The 22,074-nt window shown below is 61.8% G+C and carries 20 protein-coding genes and 1 riboswitch; of the genes, 7 read left to right on the top strand and 13 right to left on the bottom strand.

Annotated features, from left to right (window positions below):
• Positions 1 to 2 precede the first annotated feature (2 nt).
• The 9 genes from H597_RS0119020 to H597_RS0118980 all read right to left on the bottom strand — a co-directional run bounded on the left by H597_RS0119020 (position 3) and on the right by H597_RS0118980 (position 6,027).
• Positions 3 to 239, bottom strand: coding sequence for a BolA family protein (locus H597_RS0119020; RefSeq protein ID WP_028103535.1), 237 nt, complete (start codon positions 237 to 239; stop codon positions 3 to 5).
• A gap of 18 nt (positions 240 to 257) precedes the next feature.
• A complete protein-coding gene (locus H597_RS0119015) occupies positions 258 to 1,019 on the bottom strand; it encodes an ABC transporter permease (protein WP_028103534.1) in 762 nt (253 codons plus the stop codon).
• The gene (locus H597_RS0119010) at positions 1,016 to 1,921 is read right to left on the bottom strand and encodes an ABC transporter ATP-binding protein (protein ID WP_028103533.1); all 906 of its coding nucleotides are present in this window, start codon (positions 1,919 to 1,921) and stop codon (positions 1,016 to 1,018) included. Before H597_RS0119010 ends, H597_RS0119015 begins: the two co-directional genes overlap by 4 nt.
• A gap of 248 nt (positions 1,922 to 2,169) precedes the next feature.
• On the bottom strand, positions 2,170 to 2,466 hold the full coding sequence (locus H597_RS0119005; RefSeq protein WP_028103532.1) for an STAS domain-containing protein: 297 nt from the start codon (positions 2,464 to 2,466) through the stop codon (positions 2,170 to 2,172).
• Positions 2,467 to 3,114, bottom strand: coding sequence for an MlaC/ttg2D family ABC transporter substrate-binding protein (locus tag H597_RS0119000; RefSeq protein ID WP_028103531.1), 648 nt, complete (start codon positions 3,112 to 3,114; stop codon positions 2,467 to 2,469).
• Between the two features lie 32 nt (positions 3,115 to 3,146).
• Complete coding sequence (locus H597_RS31570) at positions 3,147 to 3,923, bottom strand: MlaA family lipoprotein (protein ID WP_035374640.1); 777 nt, start codon at positions 3,921 to 3,923, stop codon at positions 3,147 to 3,149.
• The gene (mlaD, locus tag H597_RS0118990) at positions 3,920 to 4,390 is read right to left on the bottom strand and encodes an outer membrane lipid asymmetry maintenance protein MlaD (protein WP_028103530.1); all 471 of its coding nucleotides are present in this window, start codon (positions 4,388 to 4,390) and stop codon (positions 3,920 to 3,922) included. The genes H597_RS31570 and mlaD overlap by 4 nt, the downstream gene beginning before the upstream one ends.
• A gap of 54 nt (positions 4,391 to 4,444) precedes the next feature.
• Positions 4,445 to 5,227: a lipid asymmetry maintenance ABC transporter permease subunit MlaE gene (gene mlaE / locus H597_RS0118985; RefSeq protein WP_028103529.1), complete on the bottom strand. Its 783-nt coding sequence runs from the start codon at positions 5,225 to 5,227 to the stop codon at positions 4,445 to 4,447.
• Positions 5,224 to 6,027 carry an ABC transporter ATP-binding protein gene (locus H597_RS0118980; RefSeq protein ID WP_028103528.1) on the bottom strand — a complete coding sequence of 268 codons (804 nt, stop codon included), beginning with the start codon at positions 6,025 to 6,027 and terminating at the stop codon, positions 5,224 to 5,226. The genes mlaE and H597_RS0118980 overlap by 4 nt, the downstream gene beginning before the upstream one ends.
• 230 nt (positions 6,028 to 6,257) lie before the next feature.
• On the opposite strand from H597_RS0118980, the gene H597_RS0118975 reads away from it, so the two are divergent.
• From H597_RS0118975 to H597_RS0118960, 4 genes are all read left to right on the top strand, one after another.
• Positions 6,258 to 8,573: a TonB-dependent receptor gene (locus H597_RS0118975; RefSeq protein ID WP_028103527.1), complete on the top strand. Its 2,316-nt coding sequence runs from the start codon at positions 6,258 to 6,260 to the stop codon at positions 8,571 to 8,573.
• A gap of 14 nt (positions 8,574 to 8,587) precedes the next feature.
• The gene (locus H597_RS0118970; protein WP_028103526.1) at positions 8,588 to 9,496 is read left to right on the top strand and encodes a hypothetical protein; all 909 of its coding nucleotides are present in this window, start codon (positions 8,588 to 8,590) and stop codon (positions 9,494 to 9,496) included.
• 85 nt (positions 9,497 to 9,581) lie between these two features.
• Positions 9,582 to 9,686, top strand: a riboswitch (SAM-I-IV-variant riboswitch).
• A gap of 40 nt (positions 9,687 to 9,726) precedes the next feature.
• Positions 9,727 to 10,053, top strand: a complete 327-nt coding sequence (locus tag H597_RS0118965) for a hypothetical protein (protein ID WP_028103525.1) — start codon at positions 9,727 to 9,729, stop codon at positions 10,051 to 10,053.
• Between the two features lie 30 nt (positions 10,054 to 10,083).
• Complete coding sequence (locus tag H597_RS0118960; protein ID WP_028103524.1) at positions 10,084 to 11,166, top strand: DUF3592 domain-containing protein; 1,083 nt, start codon at positions 10,084 to 10,086, stop codon at positions 11,164 to 11,166.
• A 49-nt stretch (positions 11,167 to 11,215) separates the two neighbouring features.
• Here H597_RS0118960 and H597_RS0118955 read toward each other — a convergent pair whose 3' ends face one another.
• Positions 11,216 to 12,679, bottom strand: a complete 1,464-nt coding sequence (locus H597_RS0118955) for a glutamate synthase subunit beta (RefSeq protein WP_028103523.1) — start codon at positions 12,677 to 12,679, stop codon at positions 11,216 to 11,218.
• 15 nt (positions 12,680 to 12,694) lie between these two features.
• Positions 12,695 to 17,416 (bottom strand): glutamate synthase-related protein, encoded by a 4,722-nt coding sequence (locus H597_RS0118950; protein ID WP_028103522.1) that lies wholly within the window; start codon positions 17,414 to 17,416, stop codon positions 12,695 to 12,697.
• Positions 17,417 to 17,994: 578 nt separating this feature from the next.
• On the opposite strand from H597_RS0118950, the gene H597_RS0118945 reads away from it, so the two are divergent.
• The 3 genes from H597_RS0118945 to H597_RS0118935 are packed head-to-tail and all read left to right on the top strand — an operon-like array spanning position 17,995 to position 20,579.
• The gene (locus H597_RS0118945; protein ID WP_083941183.1) at positions 17,995 to 18,639 is read left to right on the top strand and encodes a choice-of-anchor J family PEP-CTERM protein; all 645 of its coding nucleotides are present in this window, start codon (positions 17,995 to 17,997) and stop codon (positions 18,637 to 18,639) included.
• 22 nt (positions 18,640 to 18,661) lie between these two features.
• Positions 18,662 to 19,087 carry a post-PEP-CTERM-1 domain-containing protein gene (locus H597_RS0118940; protein ID WP_028103520.1) on the top strand — a complete coding sequence of 142 codons (426 nt, stop codon included), beginning with the start codon at positions 18,662 to 18,664 and terminating at the stop codon, positions 19,085 to 19,087.
• Positions 19,088 to 19,091: 4 nt separating this feature from the next.
• Entirely contained in the window at positions 19,092 to 20,579 is a 1,488-nt protein-coding gene (locus tag H597_RS0118935; protein ID WP_051293912.1) for a PA domain-containing protein, read from the top strand.
• 43 nt (positions 20,580 to 20,622) lie between these two features.
• Here H597_RS0118935 and H597_RS0118930 read toward each other — a convergent pair whose 3' ends face one another.
• Complete coding sequence (locus H597_RS0118930; RefSeq protein WP_028103518.1) at positions 20,623 to 21,327, bottom strand: transposase; 705 nt, start codon at positions 21,325 to 21,327, stop codon at positions 20,623 to 20,625.
• A 30-nt stretch (positions 21,328 to 21,357) separates the two neighbouring features.
• Positions 21,358 to 22,038, bottom strand: coding sequence for a response regulator transcription factor (locus H597_RS0118925; RefSeq protein WP_028103517.1), 681 nt, complete (start codon positions 22,036 to 22,038; stop codon positions 21,358 to 21,360).
• Positions 22,039 to 22,074 lie beyond the last annotated feature (36 nt).

The raw sequence follows: 22,074 nt of genomic DNA, 5'->3' as shown, positions 1-22,074 counted from the left end.
TCTTATCCTTGGAATTCTTCTGGGGTCAGGGTTTTCATCGACAGGGCGTGGATCTCTTCGCGCATGCGGTCGCCCAGCGCGGCGTACACCAGCTGGTGGCGCTGGATCGGGCGCTTGCCGGCGAAGGCGGGCGAGACGATCACGGCCTGGAAGTGCTGGCCGTCGCCTTCCACCTGCAGGTGGGTGCACTCGAGGCCGGCGGCGATATAGCTGTGGATTGCTTCTGGAGTTGTGGTCACTTGGAATTCCTCAATAAATCAGTGGCGCAGGCGGTAGCCGCTGCGCAGAAGTCGAATGGCAAGCAGCGCCAGCACCACCAGGAAGGTGGAGACGATGGCGACGCTGACCCATGGGTTCACGTCGGACTGCCCGAAGAAGCCGTAGCGGAAGCCGTCGATCATGTAGAAGAACGGGTTCGCATGCGATACGGCCAGCCAGAAGGGCGGCAGCGAATGGATCGAATAGAACACGCCGGCCAGGAAGGTCAGCGGCACGATCAGGAAATTCTGGAAGGCGGCCAGCTGGTCGAACTTCTCGGCCCAGATGCCGGCGATCAGGCCCATGGTGCCGAGGATGGCGGCGCCCAGCAGGGCGAACACCAGGATCCACAGCGGCGCCGTGAAGCTCAGGTGCGCGAACCATGCGGTGATGGCGAACACGCCGAAACCCACGGTAATACCGCGCACCATCGAGGCCAGCACATAGGCGGAGAAGATCTCCCAGTGCGACAGGGGCGTCAGCAGCACGAATACCAGGTTGCCGGTGATTTTGGACTGGATCAGCGACGACGAGGAGTTGGCGAAGGAATTCTGCAGCACGCTCATCATCACCAGGCCCGGGATCAGGAAGGCGGTGTAGGTCACGCCGGGATACACCTCGACCCGGCCCGACAGCACATGGCCGAAAATCAGCAGGTACAGCATGGCGGTCAGGATCGGCGCGGCGATCGTCTGCGTCGCAACTTTGTAGAAGCGCAGCGTCTCTTTGTAGACCAGGGTGCGGAAACCGGTGGTGATCATACGATGTTCTCGTCCATGATTTGCAGGAAGATGTCCTCCAGGTCGGCCTGCTGCAGCTGCATCTCGTCGATGCCGATGCCGCTCTCGCGCAGGCGGGCCAGGATCCGCTCCACTTCCGCGTAATCGTTGATACGCAGGCTGTATTTATTGTCTTCCGGCGGGTGGTTCAGCAGCCCGTGCAGGTCTTCCGGCAGGCGGCTGTGCGGCAGGTGCAGCACCAGCTGCGAGCCGGAGATGCGGCGGATCAGCTGCGGCATGGTGTCCAGCGCCACCACCTTGCCCAGCTTGAGCATGGCGACGCGCTTGCACATGGCTTGCGCCTCTTCCAGGTAGTGCGTGGTCAGCACGATGGTGTGGCCTTCGCGGTTCAGGCGCGAAATGAACTTCCACAGGGTCTGGCGCAGCTCGACGTCGACGCCGGCGGTCGGTTCGTCCAGCACGATGACGGGCGGCTTGTGCACCAGGGCCTGCGCCACCAGCACGCGGCGCTTCATGCCGCCGGACAGGGCGCGCATATTGGTGTCGGCCTTGTTGGCCAGACCCAGCTCCGCCATCACCTCGTCGATCCACTTGTCGTTGTTGCCGAGGCCGAAATAGCCGGACTGCAGCCGCAGCGTTTCGCGCACGGTGAAGAAGGGATCGAACACCAGCTCCTGCGGCACCACGCCCAATTTGCGGCGCGCGGCACGGAAGTCGCTCACGACATCATGGCCGTGGATCCGGACGCTGCCGGCATCGGCGCGGATCAAACCGGCAATGATGGAAATCAAGGTGGTCTTGCCCGCGCCGTTCGGCCCGAGTAGGCCGAAGAATTCGCCCTCTTCGATTTTCAAGGACACGCCGCCGAGCGCCTGCAGCGCCTTATAGCGCTTTTCGACGTTGCTGATTTCGATTGCTGTCATGCTTACTTGTATAGATAACTGGGACAACGATGACCGTTGCAAAGGCGCGCGCGCCAAGGCGCGGAAGACGGTCAATTATATTGGAAATTTGGTTCGGCTTCGCCGGACCGGAATAACTTAGCGGTCTCAGGTGCTGACAGGCGCTGCCTGTTAGCCTCGGATACCGCGAGTTCCAGCTTACCGGTGTCAGGTGCTGACAGGCACAGCCTGTTAGCCCCTGATACCGCTAATAAGAGGTAGGGCGGGGGTCAATGATGATGCAGATCGGCGGGCGACACGAGCGTGCACACGCCGTAGAGCTTGGTCAAGCTCTGGAGCTGTTCTGGCAGGTTGCGCAGTTCCAGCTTGCTGCCGTGTTGGGCGGCAGCGCGCTGCCATGCCAGCATGACTGACACGGCAGCGGAGTCCACGGTTTCCACCTGGCCCAGGTCGAACACAGTCTGGCCGGCACGCAGTGCCGCCAAGCCCTGCGCCAGCGCTTCCGTGGCGTTGGCCACGGTCAGCGACTTCAGGGACAGTTGATTGGAAACAGTGGTATCAGGCATTTATTTACCTGCAGTCTTCATCGGCTTGGAGGCCAGCTTCTTGTTCTTTTCGGACAGGGTCTTGATCAGGCCATCGATGCCGCCTTTCGAGATTTCCGACGCGAAGGTGCCTTTGTAGGCTTCCACCAGCCATGCACCCAGCACATTGATGTCATAGATCTTCCAGCCGGCATCGGTCTTGGCGACGCGGTAGTTCAGCTGCACCGGCTCGCCGCGCTGCTGGTTCACCTGGGAACGCACTTCCACGTCGGTGTCGCCTGGCGAGGAACGCATCGGCTTGAAATCGACGGTCTGGTCTTTCACCTGGGACAGGGCGCCCGAGTAGGTGAAGATCAGCAGGGTGCGGAATTCGGCGGACAGCTGTTTTTGCTGCTCAGGCGTCGCTTCCTTCCAGTAGCGGCCAGCGGCCAGGGACGTCATTTTCTGGAAGTCGACGTAAGGCAGGATCTTGGTTTCCACCAGGTCCATGACCTTCTTCTGGTTGCCGGCCTGGATTTCCTTGTCATTCTTGGCGGTGTCCAGCACTTCCGAGCTGATGCGCTTGACCAGCACATCAGGAGCTTCGCTGGCGGCAGGAACGGCTGCCGCCAGGGCGCTGGTGGCAAAAGCGACCGAGGCGACCGCGATCAGTTGTTTGATCAGTTTCATTGTACTTTACCTATGGTGGGTTGTATTCCGGATCACAGGCTGGATTTCGTTTCAGCCGGTTCCGGGATTATAGCTTGAGTCGGCTTTTCGGCCTCGTCCTCAAGCTCCGCCTTCTTCTGCTTGCCCTTCGGGCCGTCTTCGCCATCGTACACCTGGCTGTTACGGCGCTGCATCCAGCCGTCACGGATGAATTCGTAACGGTCGAGGGCGGCATCTTCCAGCAGCGTGGACGCATCCAGCAAGGCTGCACGCTGGTCCACAACACGGGTAACGGTGCCGATGTTACGGACGTTGACAGGATCTTTGTACTGCCACGGGTCGGCCATGATGTCCACCGGCAGGACGGCAGTGTCGCGCACGGTCGACGGGCCCAGCAGCGGCAGCATCAGGTAGGGGCCGGACGGCACGCCCCAGGAGCCCAGGGTCTGGCCAAAATCTTCTTTATGCTTTTGCAAACCTGCTTCGGATGCAATATCGAGCACGCCCAGCAGGCCGAAAGTCGAGTTCATCGCCACGCGCATCAAGTCCGACATGCCATCGCCGACCTTGCCTTGCAGCAAGTTGTTCGCGGCGGTCCAGACGTCGCCCAGGTTGCCGAAGAAGTTGCTGACGCCGGTCTGGAAGAAGCTCGGGGTCGCGTTCTTATAGACGGTGGCGGTCGGCTTCAGCGCGTACTCGTCCACCTTGTCGTTGAAGTTGAAGACGGCGCGGTTATAGCCTTCATACGGATCGCGCGGGTTGGGGCCGGCGCAGCCGCTCAGCACGCCGGCCGCGGCCAGGCTCAGGGCAAGTGTACGGACGTTGCTCATTTGGAGTCCTTTCCTTCTGCTGCCTTGCTATAGATGAACTGGTTGATCAGGTCTTCCAGCACGGTCGCGGACTGGGTACGGGCGATGAGGTCGCCAGCGCCGAGGTTCTTGTCGTCGCCGCCGGCTTCAATGCCGATGTACTGTTCGCCCAGCAGGCCGGCGGTCAGGATCTTGGCCGAGCTGTCTTTCGGGAACTTGAAGCCTTCGTCCATGTCCAGCGTCACTACCGCTTTATACACCTTGTCGTCGAAACCGACCGACGCGACGCGGCCCACCACCACGCCGGAGGCCTTCACCGCAGCCTGCGGGCGCAGGGAACCGATATTGTCAAAACGTGCCGTGACCTGGTAGGTCTTGCCAAAGGCCATGGCACCCAGATTGCCCGCCTTCAGCGCCAGGAACATCAGCGCAGCAGCGCCCATCACGATAAACAGGCCAACCCAAACGTCGAGAGATTTACGTTGCATATTTCCAATCCTTTGATCAGCAGTGCCAGGCATGCCAGGTCCTGGCACCGATTGTTATTTACTGAACATCAGCGCCGTCAGCATGAAGTCGAGCCACCAGATCATCAGCGAAGAGATGACCACCGTGCGCGTCGTTGCACCGGACACGTCTTCCGGGGTCGGCTGGGCTTCATAGCCCTGGTACAGCGCGATATAAGTGATGGCGATACCGAACACCACACTTTTCACGAATCCATTGAATACGTCCTTCCACACGTCCACGCCGCCCTGCATCTGCGACCAGAACGCGCCCTCGTCGACGCCGATCAGGCCCACGCCGATCAGGTAGCCGCCCAGGATGCCGACGGCACTGAACATGGCAGTGAGCAGCGGCACGGAAATCACGCCGGCCCAGAAACGCGGCGCCAGCACGCGCTGGATCGGGTTCACGGCCATCATTTCCATGGCGGACAGTTGCTCGCCCGCCTTCATCAGGCCGATTTCCGCGGTCAGCGACGTACCGGCGCGGCCGGCGAACAGCAGGGCGGTAATGACCGGACCCAGCTCACGGGTCAGGCCCAGCGCAACGAGCAAGCCGAGCGACTCGGAGGCGCCGTATTTGTTCAGCGTGTAATAGCCCTGCAGGCCCAGCACCATGCCCACGAACAGGCCGGACAGGATGATGATCAGCAGCGAGTAGTTGCCGATCACATGCAGCTGCTCGACCAGCAGGCGCGGGCGGCGCAGCAGGCCGGGCGACAGGCCCAGCATGGTCAGCATCGTACGGAAGGAAAGGCCGATGCTTTCCACGTAATCGCGTGCGCCGCCGCCCACACTCAGCAGGAAACGGCGCATCATCGGCGCGCTCCCAGGCCCAGGTCTTCCGCCAGTGATTTGCCGGGATAGTGGAAAGGCACGGGACCATCGGCTTCCGCATGCACGAATTGCTTCACGTAAGGATCGGTGGAAACCATCATGTCCGCTGGAGTGCCGTGGGCAACGATTTTGCCCTGCGACAGGAAATACACATAATCTGCGATCGTGAACGATTCTTTGACGTCGTGCGACACCAGGATCGTGGTCGAACCGAGCGCATCGTTCAGGTTGCGGATCAGGTTGGCGGTCACGCCCATCGAAATCGGGTCGAGGCCGGCGAACGGCTCGTCGTACATGATCAGCTGCGGGTCCAGGGCGATCGAACGCGCCAGCGCCACGCGGCGCGCCATGCCGCCGGAAATCTCGCCCGGCTTCAGCTTGGCGGCGTTGCGCAGGCCGACCGAGTGCAGCTTCATCAGCACCAGGTCGCGGATCAGTTCTTCCGGCAGGTCGGTATGCTCGCGCAGCGGGAACGCCACGTTTTCATACACGCTCAGGTCGGTAAACAGCGCGCCATGCTGGAACAGCATGCCCATTTTGCGGCGCAGCACATACAGTTCGCGGGTTTTCAGCTGGTGGACCACCTGGCCCTCCACGCTGACGGACCCCTTCTGCGGGCGGACTTGGCCGCCAATCAGGCGCAGGACCGTGGTCTTGCCGCTGCCGGAACCGCCCATGACCGCCACCACCTTCCCGCGTGGGAAGTCCATACGGAGGCCGGACAGGATCGCCCGCTTTCCATAGCTGAAGTGTAAGTCGCGGATTTCGACTAAATTTGGCACAGATGTCACTCTTTGTTCGTGAGGCCACATTGTAATTCAGAAACTGATTTCTCTGCTCGGAGCCCCGTAGCGGCCCCAGTGGCCCAGCTAAAGAGAGCAATAATACAACACTACTAACCCCCGGGTCAGCTATTTACAAATTGAAACGCTTGTTGATCGCTTGTTCACTGCTGCAAGGCAGCATATTCCTGCTATTTTAATAACTTTGGCTCATTTGAAGGAAAAAAAGTATGAAAATTCGTCGGACGGTGCTGGCTTGCTCCCTGGCGGCGATCGCGGCCCAGGCCTTGGCCGATGGCGACAGGATCGAAGTGGTCACGGTCACCGCGCAAAAACGCAAGGAAGACCCGAACAAGGTGGCCATGAGCATTTCCGCCATCAGCGGTGCGGCGCTGCAGTCGCAGCAGGTGGCCGATTTCACCGACCTGACGCGCGCCGTGCCGAATATTTCCTTCACCGCCGCCACCGGCAATGGCGGGGCCGGGCCGGGCACGTCCAATATCGAGATCCGCGGCATCAGCTCGGCGGCCGGCCAGTCCACCGTCGGCATCTACCTGGGCGACGTGTCGCTGACCGTGGGCAATCTGTACACCATGGGGACGGTGGAACCGAAATTCTTCGACATCGACCGTGTGGAAGTGCTGCGCGGCCCGCAAGCCACCCTGTACGGCGCCAGCTCGATGGGCGGCACCATCAAGTTCGTGCCGAACGAGCCGGACCTGAAAGAACGCGAAGTCAGCGCCTACGCCGAAGCAGCCTCCACCAAGGGCGGCAGCCCGAGCTTCTCGACCAATGTGGTCGGCAATTTCCCCCTGGTGGCGAACGAACTGGCGCTGCGCATCGGCGCCCAGGCCCAGCGTGCCGGCGGCTTCATCGACCAGGTGGACGGTGACGGCAAGGTGCTGGCCAACAATATCGACAAGATCAACGACCAGGAGCTGCGCGTGGCGCTGAAGTGGGCGCCCACGCGCGACCTGACCATCACGCCGTCGGTCTACTATCAGCGCGTCGATGCCAAGGATATTGCCGCCTTCAACCTGGACCGCCCGCCGTACCAGGCGCAGAAGCAGGTGCGCGAGCCGTCGCTCGACAAGCTGTTGACGCCCAATCTGGCCGTCAACTGGGAGCTGGGCGCGGCCGACCTGACGTCGAGCACCAGCTACTTCCAGCGCAAGTTCAACCGCACGCAGAACGGCTCGGCCTATAACAGCTATTCGCTGTCGACCTTCCTGACCTCGACCGGCGATGGCGGCAATGCGCCGCCTGAGCTGATCGCCGCGATTGCCGGCCTGCCGTCCGCCGTCTACCTGAATAACGCCGTGCGCCAGATTTCGCAGGAATTTCGCCTGGCATCCAAACCCTACGAGGCGGGCGGCGCGCCATGGACCTGGCTAGGCGGCTACTATTTCTCGAACCAGCATACCAACCTGAACGAGAACGACCCGATTTTCGGCGTCAACGACACCTTCACCAAATTCGGCTTCTCCAGCGCCGATCCCGACCTGCTGCCGGGCGCCTACGCCGGCGCCTTCCCGAACGATAATTCCTTCGCCGGCGAATTCCACTACCGCGAAAAGCAAAACTCGATTTTCGGCGAAGTGAATTATTACTTCTCGCCGGCGCTGCACGCCACCATCGGCGCACGCTACCTGAAAGGCAAATCCGCACTGACCCAGCGCAACAGCCTGTACCTGGCGGGCGCGGGCAACAGCAGCAGCACCAGCCTGTCTTCGCACGCCTTCACGCCGAAGTACGCCGTGACGTGGGAAATCTCGCCCGACCATACCGTCTACAGTTCCATCGCCAAAGGCTTCCGCCTCGGCGGCTCGAATGTGTTCGTGCCGACCACCACCTGCGGCCAGGACCTGGAAGCGAACGGCCTGACCGCGGGCCCGCCGACCTACGCGCCGGACAGCCTGTGGAGCTATGAGGTCGGCAGCAAATCGCGCTTCCTGCAAGGCCGGGTCGCGGTCAACGCCGATGCCTTCTACGTGAAATGGAAAAACATCCAGCAAGGCGTCTACCTGCCAACCTGCGCCTACAGCTACAACGCCAACGCCGGCAATGCCACCAGCAAGGGCTTCGAATTCGACATCAAGGCCAAGCCGATGGCGGGCCTGACCCTGAGCGCGGCGGGCGGCTACGTGAAAGCCGAACTGTCCAACGATGAAGGCGTCGCCAACGGCGTGGTCGGCGCCGTGAAAGGCGCGCCAGTGCAGGGTGTACCGAAGTACAACGGCACCGTCAACGCGCAGTACAACTTCTCCACGTCCGGCGGCCGCAGTGCCTTCGTGATGGGCGGCGTACAGTGGATCGGCGCCAGCAAAGGTTCGCTCAACCCGGAGCAGACCGACTATGACCGCCCGGCCTATCACACAGTCAACCTCAGCGCCGGCATTTCCATCGACCGCTACCAGCTGACGGCCTTTGTGAAGAACGCCTTGGACGAAGACAAGGTGATCCAGCATCCGCAGGTGGCCTCGATCGTGCAGGGCTACCGGCTGGCGCCGCGCAGCATCGGCATGAGCATTGCGGCCAAGTTTTGAGTGGCATAGCGAGAATGCGGCTCTGGAAGCGGGGAGTAGGTCTGGCATCTGTTGCGGCGGTCATCGCCGCCCTGACAGTCTGGATGGAAAATGGCGGAGACAAGGTGCAGGGAAAAAGCGATGCGTTGGCGGTGGCGCCAAGAAAAGCTGAACCCTCTCCGCCACCTCAGACCACCCAGCTCCCATCGGCAGACGTGCCTGCGGGAAGGAATTTAGGCCGGCAAATCCATGATCTCGTGGAGACCCGCGAGCCAGCAAAGCTGTTTACTGCGTATCTTTTCCTGGCAGGCTGTGAAAGCAGCAATGCGGAAAGGCTGGTTCGCGACGAAAAGAAATCCAGGGAAACCCTGGGCCACGGGGCATTCGCCGGCTATCGGCCCTTGACCGAGGAAGAGAAACAACAAGATATCAAACGATGCCAGGGCATAGACGAGCGGGACTGGCGCTCGCGGCTGGACTACCTTGCCATTGCGGCAAAGGCCGGGATCAAGGGCTCTGCCATTATATTTGCCCTGCGAGGGCCGTTTGGCGATCCGTCCGCCCTCAAGACGCGCCCAAATGATCCCCTGATCCAGGAGTGGAAAGAATTGGCAAAGGCTCAATTGATTTCAGCGGCAGAGTATGGAAACGACCTGGACGCCCTCACTTACGTGATGAGGGAAAACCGGTCCGGTTCGGATCTCTTTGAACGGAATTTGCGCCTCACTTATCGCTACAGTATTGCATTGGGAATCGTTCAGCGTGAAATCCAGGGGCCCAACGCCGAATTCCCCAAATTGTTTGCAGAAGGTAGCGAGCAGATGGTCGCGCTTGCCGAAGGCTTCAGCCCGGCAGAAAAAGCCGCCGAACTGGAAGCAGCGAAGCTGGTCGCAAAAAAATTCCATGACCTGCGCATGAAAACAGGGCGGGACCCGTCCTTTTGAGGCAGTTGCAGCTTCGGATGAATTCCGTTATATTGAACGTACGGTTCTGTATAACGGATTTTTCACACAGATTCTGTTATCAACCAATTAGCATCAAGAGTCGGTTTATCCGACGCCAACCTGCCTCTCCCGGGCAAGGTGGAAGCCATCACGGCGATGCGGCCTATTAACGGCAACGAAGCGGGCGCACATGGTTTGCTCCGAATCGAGCCAAGCTTTCTGGAGAAACCATGCAAACTCAAAGTTCCTGCTCCCCGTCCCACGACATCAGCGCATGGCGCGATCAGTTCCGCATGACGCACACATTCCACCTCTCGCTAGGCGCCAATGAGCCGATTGCCGGGCAATTGGAATCGACCTTGAAACGTTCCAAAGCGCGTGTCGAAAAATGGGTGATCTCGCGCCGCGGCGGATTCTATGAACACTGTATTACCGTCGAGGGCATTGGCGACGAGTCGGCGCGCGAGTTGCGCAAGGAGCTTGCTGGTCTGAACGGCGAAATCAAGGTGCATGTCGAGCACATGCTTCACTTCGGCAGCGAGGCGGGGGCTCGTTGACTTTCTCGCCATGCTATCGGCCCCAATTCAATGAATAGAATTCCCTTAACGCTGATCGCGCTGGTGTTCGCGATCATCTTTCCGCTGATCGGCTTCTTTGCCGGCCTCAATCCGCTCTTTGAGCAAGGCCGGAACTGGTGGAATTCCCGCGCCTATGTGGCGGTCCCGGCGCAGATCGCAACGCTGGAGCTGGTCAAACGTGTCGCCAGAAAAGGAGGTCCAAGCTATTGGACCAAGGCGAGCTTTCAGTACACCGTTAACGGCCGCCAGTTCACCGGCGGACGGGCCAGCTATTACGACTCGCCGGAACTTCCGGGCGGCTTCCAGGATCAGTTGCGCCATCGCCTGGAAGATGCACGGCAGCGGCAGCTCCCCGTCGATATCTGGTTGGACCCGGACCATCCTGAGCAGGCCGTTTATGACCGCACGCTATGCTGGGACTCCGCGCTCTGGCAACTGCCATTGGCCATTCTTTTTCCCGCAGTAGGATTTGGAGCTCTGGCCGCAATCATCCACATTTGGCGGCCGGGACGCAGCAAGCCCCTGGCGGATAGGCTCAAGCAGGGCGGACCTGTCCGTATCAACGGCGCGAAAGGCTACTTGATACTTTTCCTGCTCACGCTGTGCTGGAACATCTTCAGCTGGCCTTTCGGCATCCTGACCTGGCAGCACCTGCAGGCAAACGGCGCCTCATTGGCCATCATTGGCTTGCTGTTCCCAGTCTCCGGCCTGGGATTGATCTACTTCACTTGCCAGGAATTGCGGCGCCGCTGGCTGGCGGGCCGGCCAGTGCTGGAAATCTCAGGCACGGCTCCGCTGCGCGGGCGCCTTCTGTTCCGTCCGGCCATCGGGCAGCGCGCAGATCCGCTTGAATCGACGCACCAGGTCATCATCAAGGTCCGGCTGATGCAGCACCCGGAAAAGGGATCCAGGCAGCAGCCTAAACCCCGCTGGGAAAAATGCTTGCTGGACAAGCCCGTCGCCCGCGGCACTGGGGAGTTGCATTTCGAATGTGAACCGCCCGCAGAACGCGGCAACGAGTACCTGGAGTTGCTCGTCCAACTGGCAGGCGCCCTCTTTACATTCGAGCTACAGCGCCGCCGCCAAGGCTGAACCGGGAGCCGTCAAGCGCCCCGCATGAAGCGCTTGACCGGATGCCGCATCAGCGCGGCAGCACCGAGCTGCCCATCAGGTACTCGTCCACCGCGCGCGCGCACTGGCGGCCTTCGCGGATCGCCCACACCACCAGCGACTGGCCGCGGCGCATGTCGCCGGCTGCGAATACGCCGGGTTTGCTGGTCTTGTAGCTGCTGTCGCCTTCAGTCGCGGCGCGGGCGTTGCCGCGCGCGTCCTTGTCAACGCCGAATGCATCCAGCACCTGCTGGACCGGCGAAACGAAGCCCATGGCCAACAGCACCAGGTCGGCCTTCATTTCGAATTCCGAGTTCGGCACTTCGCTCATCTTGCCGTCCTTCCATTCGACGCGGCAAGCAATCAGCTTTTCCACCTTGCCGTTCTTGCCCTCGAAGCGCTTGGTGGCGACGGCCCAATCCCGCTCGCAGCCCTCTTCGTGCGAAGAAGAGGTGCGCAGCTTGGTCGGCCAGTAAGGCCAGACCAGCGGCTTGTTTTCCTGTTCCGGCGGCATCGGCATCAGCTCGAACTGGGTGACGCTTGCGGCGCCGTGGCGGTTGGAGGTGCCGACGCAGTCGGAACCGGTGTCGCCGCCACCGATCACGACCACGTGCTTGCCGTTGGCCTTGATCTGGTCCTTGATCTTGTCGCCGGCGTTGACCTTGTTCTGCTGCGGCAGGAAGTCCATCGCGAAGTGGACGCCTTTCAGCTCACGGCCCGGCACCGGCAGGTCGCGCGGCGCTTCCGCACCGCCGGCCATCACGACCGCGTCGAAATCCTGTTCCAGGTCTTCCGGGAAGATGGTTTCCTTGGCGCTGTTGGCGACGGTGGCAGGGAAGTCCTTGCCGATCAGGACCGAGGTGCGGAACTTCACGCCTTCCGCTTCCATCTGCTCGACGCGGCGGTCGATGTGGTACTTCTCCATCTTGAAGTCAGGGATGCCGTAGCGCAGCAGGCCGCCGATGCGGTCGGCCTTTTCGAACACGGTCACATCGTGGCCCACGCGGGCCAGCTGCTGCGCCGCCGCCAGTCCGGCCGGGCCGGAGCCGACGACCGCGACTTTTTTGCCGGTCTTGACGTCGGCAATCTGCGGTACCACCCAGCCGTGCTCCCAGCCTTCGTCGATGATCTTGTGCTCAATCGATTTGATCCCGACCGGCAGCTCGTTGATGCCCAGGGTACAGGCGCTCTCGCAAGGCGCCGGGCAAATGCGGCCCGTGAACTCGGGGAAGTTGTTGGTCGAATGCAGCGTGTTCAACGCTTCGCGGTAGTGGCCGCGGTACACCAGGTCATTCCAGTCCGGGATGATGTTGTTGACCGGGCAGCCCGAATTGCAGAACGGGATGCCGCAATCCATGCAGCGCGCGCCCTGCACCTTGGCCTGGTCGTGGCTCAGGTGGATGACGAATTCTTTGTAGTTCTTGAGGCGTGCCTCGGGAGCCAGATAGCTTTCTTCCTGGCGCTGGAATTCCATGAAACCGGTGATCTTACCCATTTTACTGATCCTCTCTTACGCTGCGATTGCTTGAGTTTCCGCTTCGATCGCGGCGTTGTCTGCCATTTCCACCAGGGCGCGTTTGTACTCGCTCGGGAACACTTTGACGAACTTGGCACGGCTTTCGTTCCAGTTGTCGAGCAACAGGCGCGCGCGCGTGCTGCCGGTGTGTTTGAAGTGGCGCTCAATCAAGCGCTTGAGGATGGTTTCATCGGCTTCCGGTTCGCCGTCGCGATGCTGGCTGTGCCAGGTGGCCTTGTCGACCTGCTGGTCGGCAGCCGCCCTGACTTCTTCCAGGCTCACCATGGACATATTGCACTTGCTGTGGAATTCGCCATCCGGGTCGTACACGTAGGCGATGCCGCCCGACATGCCGGCGGCGAAATTGCGCCCGGTGGCGCCCAGCACCACGACGGTGCCGCCGGTCATGTATTCGCAGCCGTGGTCGCCCAGGCCTTCCACGATCGCCGTGGCGCCGGAGTTGCGCACCGCGAAACGCTCGCCGGCCACGCCGTTGAAGAACGCTTCGCCCGATACGGCGCCGTACATGACGGTGTTGCCGACAATGATGTTATTCACCGCCCAGCCGCGGAACTCGGTATTCGGGCGCACGATGATGCGGCCGCCCGACAGGCCCTTGCCCACATAGTCGTTGCCTTCGCCCACCAGGTCCAGCGTGATGCCGGCCGCCAGGAACGCCGCCGCCGACTGGCCGGCGGTGCCTTGCAGCTGGATGTGGATGGTGTCGTCCGGCAGGCCGGCGTGGCCGTACTTCTTGGCCACTTCGCCCGACAGCATGGTGCCGACGGTGCGGTTGACGTTCTTCACCGGCGAGATGAAGGACACGCGCTCGCCTTTTTCCAGCGCCGGCTTGGCTTGTGCGATCAGCTTCAGGTCGAGCGCCTTGTCCAGGCCGTGGTCCTGCTCTTCGCTGTGGAAGATCGACATGCCGTCGCTCACCTTCGGCTGGTGGAACACATTCGTGAAGTCCAGGCCCTTGGCCTTCCAGTGGGTGATCGCTTTCGACTTGTCCAGCAGGTCGGCGCGGCCGATCAGCTCTTCGAAGCTGCGGATGCCCAGTTGCGCCATCAACTGGCGCGCTTCTTCGGCGACGAAGAAGAAATAGTTCACCACATGCTCAGGCTTGCCCTGGAACTTCTTGCGCAGTTCAGGATCCTGGGTCGCAACGCCGACCGGGCAGGTGTTCAGGTGGCATTTGCGCATCATGATGCAGCCTTCCACCACCAGCGGTGCGGTGGCGAAGCCCACTTCGTCGGCGCCCAGCAGGGCGGCGATCACGACGTCGCGGCCGGTGCGCATCTGGCCGTCGGCCTGGACCCGCACGCGGCTGCGCAGACCGTTCAGCACCAGGGTTTGCTGGGTTTCCGACAGGCCCAGTTCCCACGGGGTGCCGGCATGCTTGACGGAGGACAGCGGCGAGGCGCCGGTGCCGCCGTCATGGCCGGCCACCACGATGTGGTCGGCCTTGGCCTTGGATACGCCAGCGGCAACGGTGCCGATACCGACTTCCGACACCAGCTTGACCGAGATCGACGCGCGCGGATTGGCGTTCTTCAGGTCGTGGATCAGCTGCGCCAGGTCTTCGATCGAATAGATATCGTGGTGCGGCGGCGGCGAAATCAGGCCCACGCCCGGCACCGAGAAGCGCAGCCGGGCAATGTATTCCGACACCTTGTGGCCCGGCAGCTGGCCGCCTTCGCCCGGCTTCGCGCCCTGCGCCATCTTGATCTGGATCTGGTCGGCGGAATTCAGGTACTCCGCGGTGACGCCGAAGCGGCCCGATGCCACCTGCTTGATGCGCGAACGCAGCGAGTCGCCTTCCTGCAGCGGGATGTCCGATTCCACCTGCTCCTTGCCCAGCACAGAGGCCAGGGTTTCGCCGACCTTGATCGGAATGCCTTTCAGCTCGTTGGCGTAACGGCGCGGGTCTTCGCCGCCTTCGCCGGTGTTGGACTTGCCGCCGATGCGGTTCATCGCCAAGGCCAGGGTGGCGTGCGCCTCGGTCGAGATGGAACCGAGCGACATGGCGCCGGTGGCAAAGCGCTTGACGATTTCCTTGGCCGGCTCCACTTCGTCCAGCGGAATGGCCTTGGATGGATCGATCCTGAATTCGAACAGGCCGCGCAGCGTCAGGTGACGCTTGCTCTGGTCGTTGATCAGCTGGGCGTACTCTTTATAGGTCGCGTAGTTGTTGGAACGGGTCGAATGCTGCAGCTTGGCGATGGCGTCCGGCGTCCACAGGTGGTCTTCGCCGCGCACGCGGTAAGCGTATTCGCCGCCGGCATCGAGCTGGTCGGCCAGCACCGGGTCGTTGCTGAAGGCCAGCTTGTGCAGGCGCAGGCCTTCCTCGGCCACTTCGAACAGGCCGATGCCCTCCACATTCGACTGGGTGCCGCGGAAGTACTTGTCGACCAGTTGGCGGTTCAGGCCCACCGCTTCGAAGATCTGCGCGCCGCAGTAGGACATGTAGGTGGAGATGCCCATCTTCGACATCACCTTCATTAAGCCTTTGCCGACCGCCTTGGTGTAGTTGTAGATGGCGGTTTCCGGCGTCAGGTCGCCCGGCAGCGAGTGCGCCAGTTCGGCCAGCGATTCCATCGCCAGGTAAGGATGCACGGCTTCCGCACCATAGCCTGCCAGCAGGGCGAAGTGGTGGGTTTCGCGGGCGGAGCCGGTTTCCACCACCAGGCCGGTCGAGGCACGCAGGCCTTTGCTCACCAGGTGCAGGTGGATGGTGGAGGTTGCCAGCAGGGCCGGGATCGCAACGCGGTCAGGGCCGACGGTGCGGTCGGAAACGATCAGGATGTTGTGGCCCGACTTGACCGCGTCCACCGCTTCCGCGCACAGCGACGCCAGCGAGGCTTCGACGCCTTCCTTGCCCCAGGCCAGTGGATAGCAGATGCTCAGCTCATAAGATTTGAACTTGCCGCCGGTGTGCTGGCTGATGGTGCGCAGGCGCGCCATGTCATCGAAGCTGAGCACCGGCTGCGACACTTCAAGGCGCATCGGCGGGTTGACGTTGTTCGTATCCAGCAGGTTCGGTTTCGGGCCGATGAAGGACACCAGCGACATCACCATCGCCTCGCGGATCGGGTCGATCGGTGGGTTGGTCACCTGGGCGAACAGCTGCTTGAAGTAGTTATACAGCGGCTTGAGTTTGTTGGACGTGACGGCCAGCGGCGAGTCATTGCCCATCGAGCCGACGGCTTCTTCGCCGGCGGTCGCCATCGGCGCCAGGATGAAGCGCATGTCTTCCTGGGTGTAGCCGAACACCTGCTGGCGGTCCAGCAGGGATGCGCTCTGCTTCTCGCCGCTGGCCGGGCCATATTTGGCCACATTGCCGGCGGTCTGGCTTTCGCTCAGTTTCAGCTCGCCCAGCTTGATACGCACCGCGTTGATCCAGGCCTTGTACGGCTTGGCGTTGGCGTAGGTGTCCTTCAATTCCTTATCGTCGATGATACGGCCGGCTTCCAGGTCGATCAGGAACATCTTGCCCGGCTGCAGGCGCCATTTCTGGATGATCTTCGATTCGGGAATCGGCAGTACACCCGATTCGGACGCCATCACCACCAGGTCGTCGTCGGTCACGATGTAGCGGGCCGGGCGCAGGCCATTGCGGTCCAGGGTGCCGCCGATGTAGCGGCCGTCGGTGAAGGCCATGGCGGCCGGGCCGTCCCATGGTTCCATCATCGACGCATAGTATTCGTAAAAAGCTTTGCGGTTATCGTCCATCAGCGTGTGGTTTTCCCACGCTTCCGGAATCATCATCATCATCGCCTGCGCCAGCGGATAGCCCGCCATCAGCAGCAGTTCCAGCGCATTGTCGAAGCAGGCGGTGTCGGACTGGCCTTCATAGATCAGCGGGAACAGCTTCTGCAGGTCTTCGCCCAGCACGGCGGACTTCATCACGCCTTCGCGGGCGCGCATCCAGTTGAAATTGCCCTTCACGGTGTTGATCTCGCCGTTGTGCGCGATCAGGCGGTAAGGGTGGGCCAGCGGCCATTCGGGGAAGGTGTTGGTCGAGAAGCGCTGGTGCACCAGCGCCAGCGCCGAGATGCAGCGGGGATCTTGCAGGTCCTTGTAGTACACGCCCACCTGGTCGGCCAGCAGCAGGCCTTTGTACACAACGGTACGGGCCGACATGGACGGCACGAAGAATTCCTTGCCGTGGATGAGTTTCAGCGCCTGGATCGCGTGGCCGGACGATTTACGGATCACGTACAGCTTGCGTTCCAGCGCGTCGGTCACCATCACGTCCTGGCCGCGGCCGATGAAGATCTGGCGGATGACCGGCTCTTTTTCACGCACGCGCGGTGACATCGGCATGTCCGAATCGATCGGCACATTGCGCCAGCCCAGCACAACCTGGCCTTCGATACGCACGGCGCGCTCGATTTCCTGTTCGCAGGCGATACGGGAAGCGTTTTCCTTCGGCAGGAAGACCATGCCGACACCGTATTCGCCCGGTGGCGGCAGTTCAACCCCTTGCTTGGCCATTTCGTCGCGGTAGAACTGGTCCGGAATCTGGATCAGGATGCCGGCGCCGTCGCCCATCAGTTTGTCCGCGCCAACCGCGCCCCTGTGGTCCAGGTTCTTCAGGATCAGCAGACCCTGTTCGACGATCGAATGGCTCTTGTTGCCTTTGATATGGGCGACGAAGCCGACGCCACAGGCGTCATGTTCGTTGGCTGGGTTATACAAACCTTGCGCTTCCATGCATTTCTCCGCTGAAATTTTACTCACGAAAATCCAGAGTAGTGCAATGCACAAAAACTCGCAACAAAAACAATTAGGGTCGGAGTCAAATTAATTTCCGGATAGTCGCTCAGAATTTTAAATAGGGACACAGTGGAGGTATTTTCGCAAAAATACTGTCGTGCCGCTTCTCTGCGGCCTCTCCGCCACCTCTCCGCCACCTCTCCGCCACCTCTCCGCCACCTCTCCGCCACCTCTCCGCCACCTCTCTGCCGCCTCTCCACCGGCTCTCAGCCACCTTTCCGCCATATCTGGCCGGTTTCCACCCTGTGCGCACCTTGTTGGCGCCAGCCCAAGCGCACACCAGCTCAGCTCCTCCCTCGTTCGCCTACATACCCGCGCCATTGCAGTGCGTTTTTGCAGCCAATCTCCAGAGAAGTGTCGGATTTCTTTACACATACTTCCATTTCTCGTAACGCAATATTAACAATTCATTACAAATCAATGACATGTTGCCTTGGCATAAAGATTGCTTACTTGCTCCAGCCGTAGAAGTATTGTCATGAAGTAAAACAAATCGATTCTTAGAGAGGCTTTACATGATGAAAAAAGCGCTTTGCACCCTCGCTTTACTAGGCGCGGCCGCCACAAGCCAGGCCGGCGTTCTGGTTTCCCAGAATTTTGATGATGTAGCAACTATCGGTGCTACCGGATGGGTGCTGAACAACAACAGCAGTCCAATTGGCATTACGGGTAGCTGGTACCAGGGCGACCAAAGCCTGTTCGGCGCCCAGCAAGGTGCGGCCAACTCCTATATTGCGGCCAATTACAATAGCGGCGTAGCCGGCGGCACCATCAATAACTGGCTGATTACCCCCGAATTCACCACGGCCACGGGCGCAGTCGTTACGCTGTGGCTGCGCGGCGCCAACGACGCCGGCTTCTTTGACACCCTGTCTTTCGGTGTCAGCAAAGGCGGCAGCAAGATCGCTGACTTCGCCGTGAATCCATCCTTCGTGGTCAATACCGACGGCTGGGCCAAGTACACCTTCAACATCGCCAGCCAGGGCGCTGGCGCCACGGCGCGCTTTGCCATCAATTACACCGGACTGTCCGACACCGCCAACTACATCGGCGTCGATTCCGTGCAAGTCGCTGCGGTCCCTGAGCCGGCATCCATGCTGTTGCTGGGCGCCGGCCTGGCTGGCCTGATCGCGGCGCGTCGCCGCCAGCGCTCCGCCTGACCCATCATCGAAAGGAAAAGTAATGACTATCAAGATTAAATCGTGCATGCTGGGTCTGGCACTCGCCGCGGCACTGCCGCTGCATGCCCAGGAAATGGAAACAGAGCAAGTAGCCGCAGACAAGATGACCGTGGTACGCGATGCCGAAACCGGCAAACTGCGTGCCCCGACCGCAGAAGAACTGGCAGCGCTGCAACCGAAAGTCGTGGCGAAAACCATGTTGCGTGCCGCCGTTGCCGCACCAGCGCCGCGCGCGCAACTGAAGTTCCATAAATCCGGCGCCACCGGCGCACGCGTGACGAACGAATTCATGAGCTCCGCCGTCGTGGTCCGTAATGCCGACGGCACGCTGGAGAAACAGTGCACCGATTCGCATGAAGGTGCCGAGGCCGCTGCGCAAGCCGGCCACAGCCACGTCAACCAGCACGTCACCCCAGTAACGGAGTAAGCCCATGGCGACCAACAAGAATATTGCACCACGTTTTGTACGTACCCTGATCGCCGGCGCCGCCGCACTGGCCTGCTTTAGCGCCTCGGCAGCGACGATTGTCATCACCAGCCGCGATGCCCCAGGCGTCGGCTTCAACGATCCCACCCCAGTGGCGCCGGTCGGCGGCAACCCTGGCACCACCCTGGGCCAGCAGCGCTATAACGTCTACCGCTACGTGGCCGATATCTGGGAAAAGAACCTGGACAGCAACGTCACCATCAAGGTCAGCGCCGGCTGGGAACCGCTGACCTGCACGGCCGGCTCCGCGACCCTGGGCAGCGCTGGCGCGTATAACTTCTGGCACGATTTCGCCGGCGGCAAACCGGGCATCTGGTATCCGCAAGCGCTGGCCAATAAGCTGGCCGGCGTCAACCTGAGCGAAGGCACGCCCGACGACGGCACCGGCTATGCCGATGCGGACATCAAGACCCAGTTCAACATCAACCTGGGCAAGCCTGACTGCCTGGCCGGCAGCGCCTTCTACCTGGGCCTGGACGGCAAGGCCGGCGCCGACGTGAACTTCGTCGAAACCCTGCTGCACGAACTGGGCCACGGCCTCGGCTTCTCGCTCGGTCTGACCAGCACCAGCAGCGGTAAACGCGTCAATGCCGACTTCACCGCCTATACCGAAGATGGCCTGCCGAGCCCATGGGAAGAGTTCATGTACGACAACACCAGCGGCAAGAGCTGGCTGAAAATGACTTCCGCCGAGCGCAAGGCTTCCGCGATCAATCCGCTGAAGCTGGCCTGGACCGGCCCGAACGCGGTGGCTGGCGCCAGCATGCTGCGCCACCTGCCCGTGCTGAACCAGTACAGCCCGGCCGGCACGCTGCCGCAAATCGACTTCAACACGGCCAGCTTCGGCGCCCCACTGCCGAGTTCCGGCGCCTGGGGTTCGGTCGCGGTGGTGGCCACCCAGCCGGGTGAAACCGGTCCGGGCTGCGACCCGTTCAATGCCGCCAACGCCACGGCCGTCAAAGGCAAGGTTGCCCTGATCAGCCGCGGTGCCTGTGCCTTTGTGCAAAAAGTGAAGAATGCACAGAACGCCGGCGCGATCGGCGCCATCCTGTACAACAACGCGGCGGGTGCGATCGCCCCGGGCGGCACCGATGCGAGCGTGACGATTGCGGCGGCCGGCATTACCCAGGCCGACGGCCAAGCCCTGGTGGCGGCAGCTGCGGCGGCCGCCAAGTATGGTTCGCGTGGCGCGCCAGGTGCCGTGAGCATCGCTTTCGGCGTCGATGCGGCCCGTATTGCCGGTGCGGATAAAGCGGGCCGTCCGTTGCTGTACAGCCCGGCCACGCTGGCTCCTGGCTCGTCCGTGTCGCACTGGGACGTGACCGCGACGCCCAACCTGCTGATGGAACCGAACATCAATCCTGACCTGGGCACCGTCCTGGTGTCGCCAAAGGATCTGACGCTGCCATTGCTGAAGGATATCGGCTGGTAATTGGTTCTAGCTTCCGGCACGGCAGCCGCCGTGTCGGAATTCTTTACACTTCGGCGGGCGGCTTCTGTTTGAACGGCCGCCCGCGCTTCGCCGGCAGTACCTGCCGCTGCATCCTCTTCTGCAAATCCGCCTTGTACTTGTCCGAGCCCAGGGGCCAGCCCTTGAGCACGGCCGCCTCGATGGCGCGCAAGTCGGTGGCCCGCAGCCCCTGCGCCGCCAATTCGATATACGCCGCCTCGCGCTGGAAGGGCGTATTGCCCAGCGCCCAATACACCGGATGGTCGGTGACGGTGCCTTCCGGCTTGATGCCGGCATGGTGCGGATAGCTCGACCAGGGATAGTGCTCCGGGGCTGCGGCCAACCCGGCGCGCACCGCCGCCAATTCAATGTAGCGGCTACAGGCCATCAGGTAATTGTCGGCGTCCACCACCGCCGTCTTATAGCGTCCCGCCCACAGCGTGCCGGCACGGCCGTACTTCTGGTTGTAATAGGGGACATAGTGGCGCCCCAGCCACTGCACCATCCCGCCCAGTCCCTCCTCGTCGCTGGGCGTCACCAGGAGATGGACTTCGCCCGGCAACAGGGTATAGGCGTGCACCGCCACCTTGTACTGGCGCGCGGCGGCGCGCAGCCAGGCTAAAAAGGCGGTGTAATCCTCCGCATGGCGAAAGACTTCCTGGCCATGCAGGCCACGCTGGATGAGGTAATGGGCTTGGTGCGGGACGATCAGACGGGGTAAGCGGGCCATGGCCGCTATTTTACCCCGCTCTGTCCCCAATTAGGAAAGATTGAAGCTGGCGGACAGGCTATAGCCCTCGCCGTAGGCCGAACGCAGGGGCAGATCCTGGCCCAGGCCGCTGCGCGCTTTTTTGCGCAGGCGATACACCAGCATGTCGACGCGGCGGCCGGCGTCCGGATCGTCGCCGCCGATCCCGGCCACGATCACCTGGCGCGGCACGGGACGGGTATTAATCGTCAGCAGGTGCAGGAAGTTGCATTCTTTCTCGGTCAGGGTAATCGCCTGGCCCTGCAGTTCCAGCTGGCGCGCCGAGACCCGCAGGGTCCACTTGCTCGGCACGGGAATCGCTTCCTGCGGCCCGACGCGGCGGTCCAGCGCCTCGATATGCGCGGCCAGTTCCGGGAATTTGATCGGTTTGGTCAGGTAATGGTCGGCGCCCAGGCGCAGACCCATGATGCGGGAATCGAAAGCCACGCGGCCGGTCAGCACCAGCAGGCCGATCTGCGGATACAACTGGCGCATGCGCGGGATGACGTTGAAACCATCCTCATCCGGCAGGCCCAGGTCGAGCACGACCACGCCCACGGTGCCCTGGCTGAGGGCGGACCACATTTCCTGGGCGTTATTGGTGGTGTGAACTACGTGGCCAAGCTCCGCCAGGAAATCCGCCATCTCCTCGGCGTATTCCAGGTTGTCTTCCACGATCAGTATTTGCGTCATTGATGCGCCATTTTCCATTCTGTCGCAAGCCGGGGT

It is taken from the genome of Pseudoduganella violaceinigra DSM 15887 (assembly GCF_000425385.1).
GTDB lineage: Bacteria > Pseudomonadota > Gammaproteobacteria > Burkholderiales > Burkholderiaceae_D > Rugamonas > Rugamonas violaceinigra.
The sequence above is the reverse complement of the archived record's forward strand: the minus strand, read 5'-3'. Positions and strand labels throughout refer to the sequence as shown.

What these genes read in the sequence shown, in the direction of transcription:
- H597_RS31570 (WP_035374640.1), bottom strand. Translation starts at nt 3,923, where the DNA reads ATGAGCAACGTCCGTACACTTGCCCTGAGCCTGGCCGCGGCCGGCGTG.
- H597_RS0118965 (WP_028103525.1), top strand. Translation starts at nt 9,727, where the DNA reads ATGCAAACTCAAAGTTCCTGCTCCCCGTCCCACGACATCAGCGCATGG.
- H597_RS0118930 (WP_028103518.1), bottom strand. Translation starts at nt 21,327, where the DNA reads ATGGCCCGCTTACCCCGTCTGATCGTCCCGCACCAAGCCCATTACCTC.
- H597_RS0119010 (WP_028103533.1), bottom strand. Translation starts at nt 1,921, where the DNA reads ATGACAGCAATCGAAATCAGCAACGTCGAAAAGCGCTATAAGGCGCTG.
- H597_RS0118960 (WP_028103524.1), top strand. Translation starts at nt 10,084, where the DNA reads ATGAATAGAATTCCCTTAACGCTGATCGCGCTGGTGTTCGCGATCATC.
- H597_RS0119000 (WP_028103531.1), bottom strand. Translation starts at nt 3,114, where the DNA reads ATGAAACTGATCAAACAACTGATCGCGGTCGCCTCGGTCGCTTTTGCC.
- H597_RS0119015 (WP_028103534.1), bottom strand. Translation starts at nt 1,019, where the DNA reads ATGATCACCACCGGTTTCCGCACCCTGGTCTACAAAGAGACGCTGCGC.
- H597_RS0118970 (WP_028103526.1), top strand. Translation starts at nt 8,588, where the DNA reads ATGCGGCTCTGGAAGCGGGGAGTAGGTCTGGCATCTGTTGCGGCGGTC.
- H597_RS0118955 (WP_028103523.1), bottom strand. Translation starts at nt 12,679, where the DNA reads ATGGGTAAGATCACCGGTTTCATGGAATTCCAGCGCCAGGAAGAAAGC.
- mlaE (WP_028103529.1), bottom strand. Translation starts at nt 5,227, where the DNA reads ATGATGCGCCGTTTCCTGCTGAGTGTGGGCGGCGGCGCACGCGATTAC.
- H597_RS0118975 (WP_028103527.1), top strand. Translation starts at nt 6,258, where the DNA reads ATGAAAATTCGTCGGACGGTGCTGGCTTGCTCCCTGGCGGCGATCGCG.
- H597_RS0118940 (WP_028103520.1), top strand. Translation starts at nt 18,662, where the DNA reads ATGACTATCAAGATTAAATCGTGCATGCTGGGTCTGGCACTCGCCGCG.
- H597_RS0118935 (WP_051293912.1), top strand. Translation starts at nt 19,092, where the DNA reads ATGGCGACCAACAAGAATATTGCACCACGTTTTGTACGTACCCTGATC.
- H597_RS0118925 (WP_028103517.1), bottom strand. Translation starts at nt 22,038, where the DNA reads ATGACGCAAATACTGATCGTGGAAGACAACCTGGAATACGCCGAGGAG.
- H597_RS0119005 (WP_028103532.1), bottom strand. Translation starts at nt 2,466, where the DNA reads ATGCCTGATACCACTGTTTCCAATCAACTGTCCCTGAAGTCGCTGACC.
- mlaD (WP_028103530.1), bottom strand. Translation starts at nt 4,390, where the DNA reads ATGCAACGTAAATCTCTCGACGTTTGGGTTGGCCTGTTTATCGTGATG.
- H597_RS0118950 (WP_028103522.1), bottom strand. Translation starts at nt 17,416, where the DNA reads ATGGAAGCGCAAGGTTTGTATAACCCAGCCAACGAACATGACGCCTGT.
- H597_RS0118945 (WP_083941183.1), top strand. Translation starts at nt 17,995, where the DNA reads ATGATGAAAAAAGCGCTTTGCACCCTCGCTTTACTAGGCGCGGCCGCC.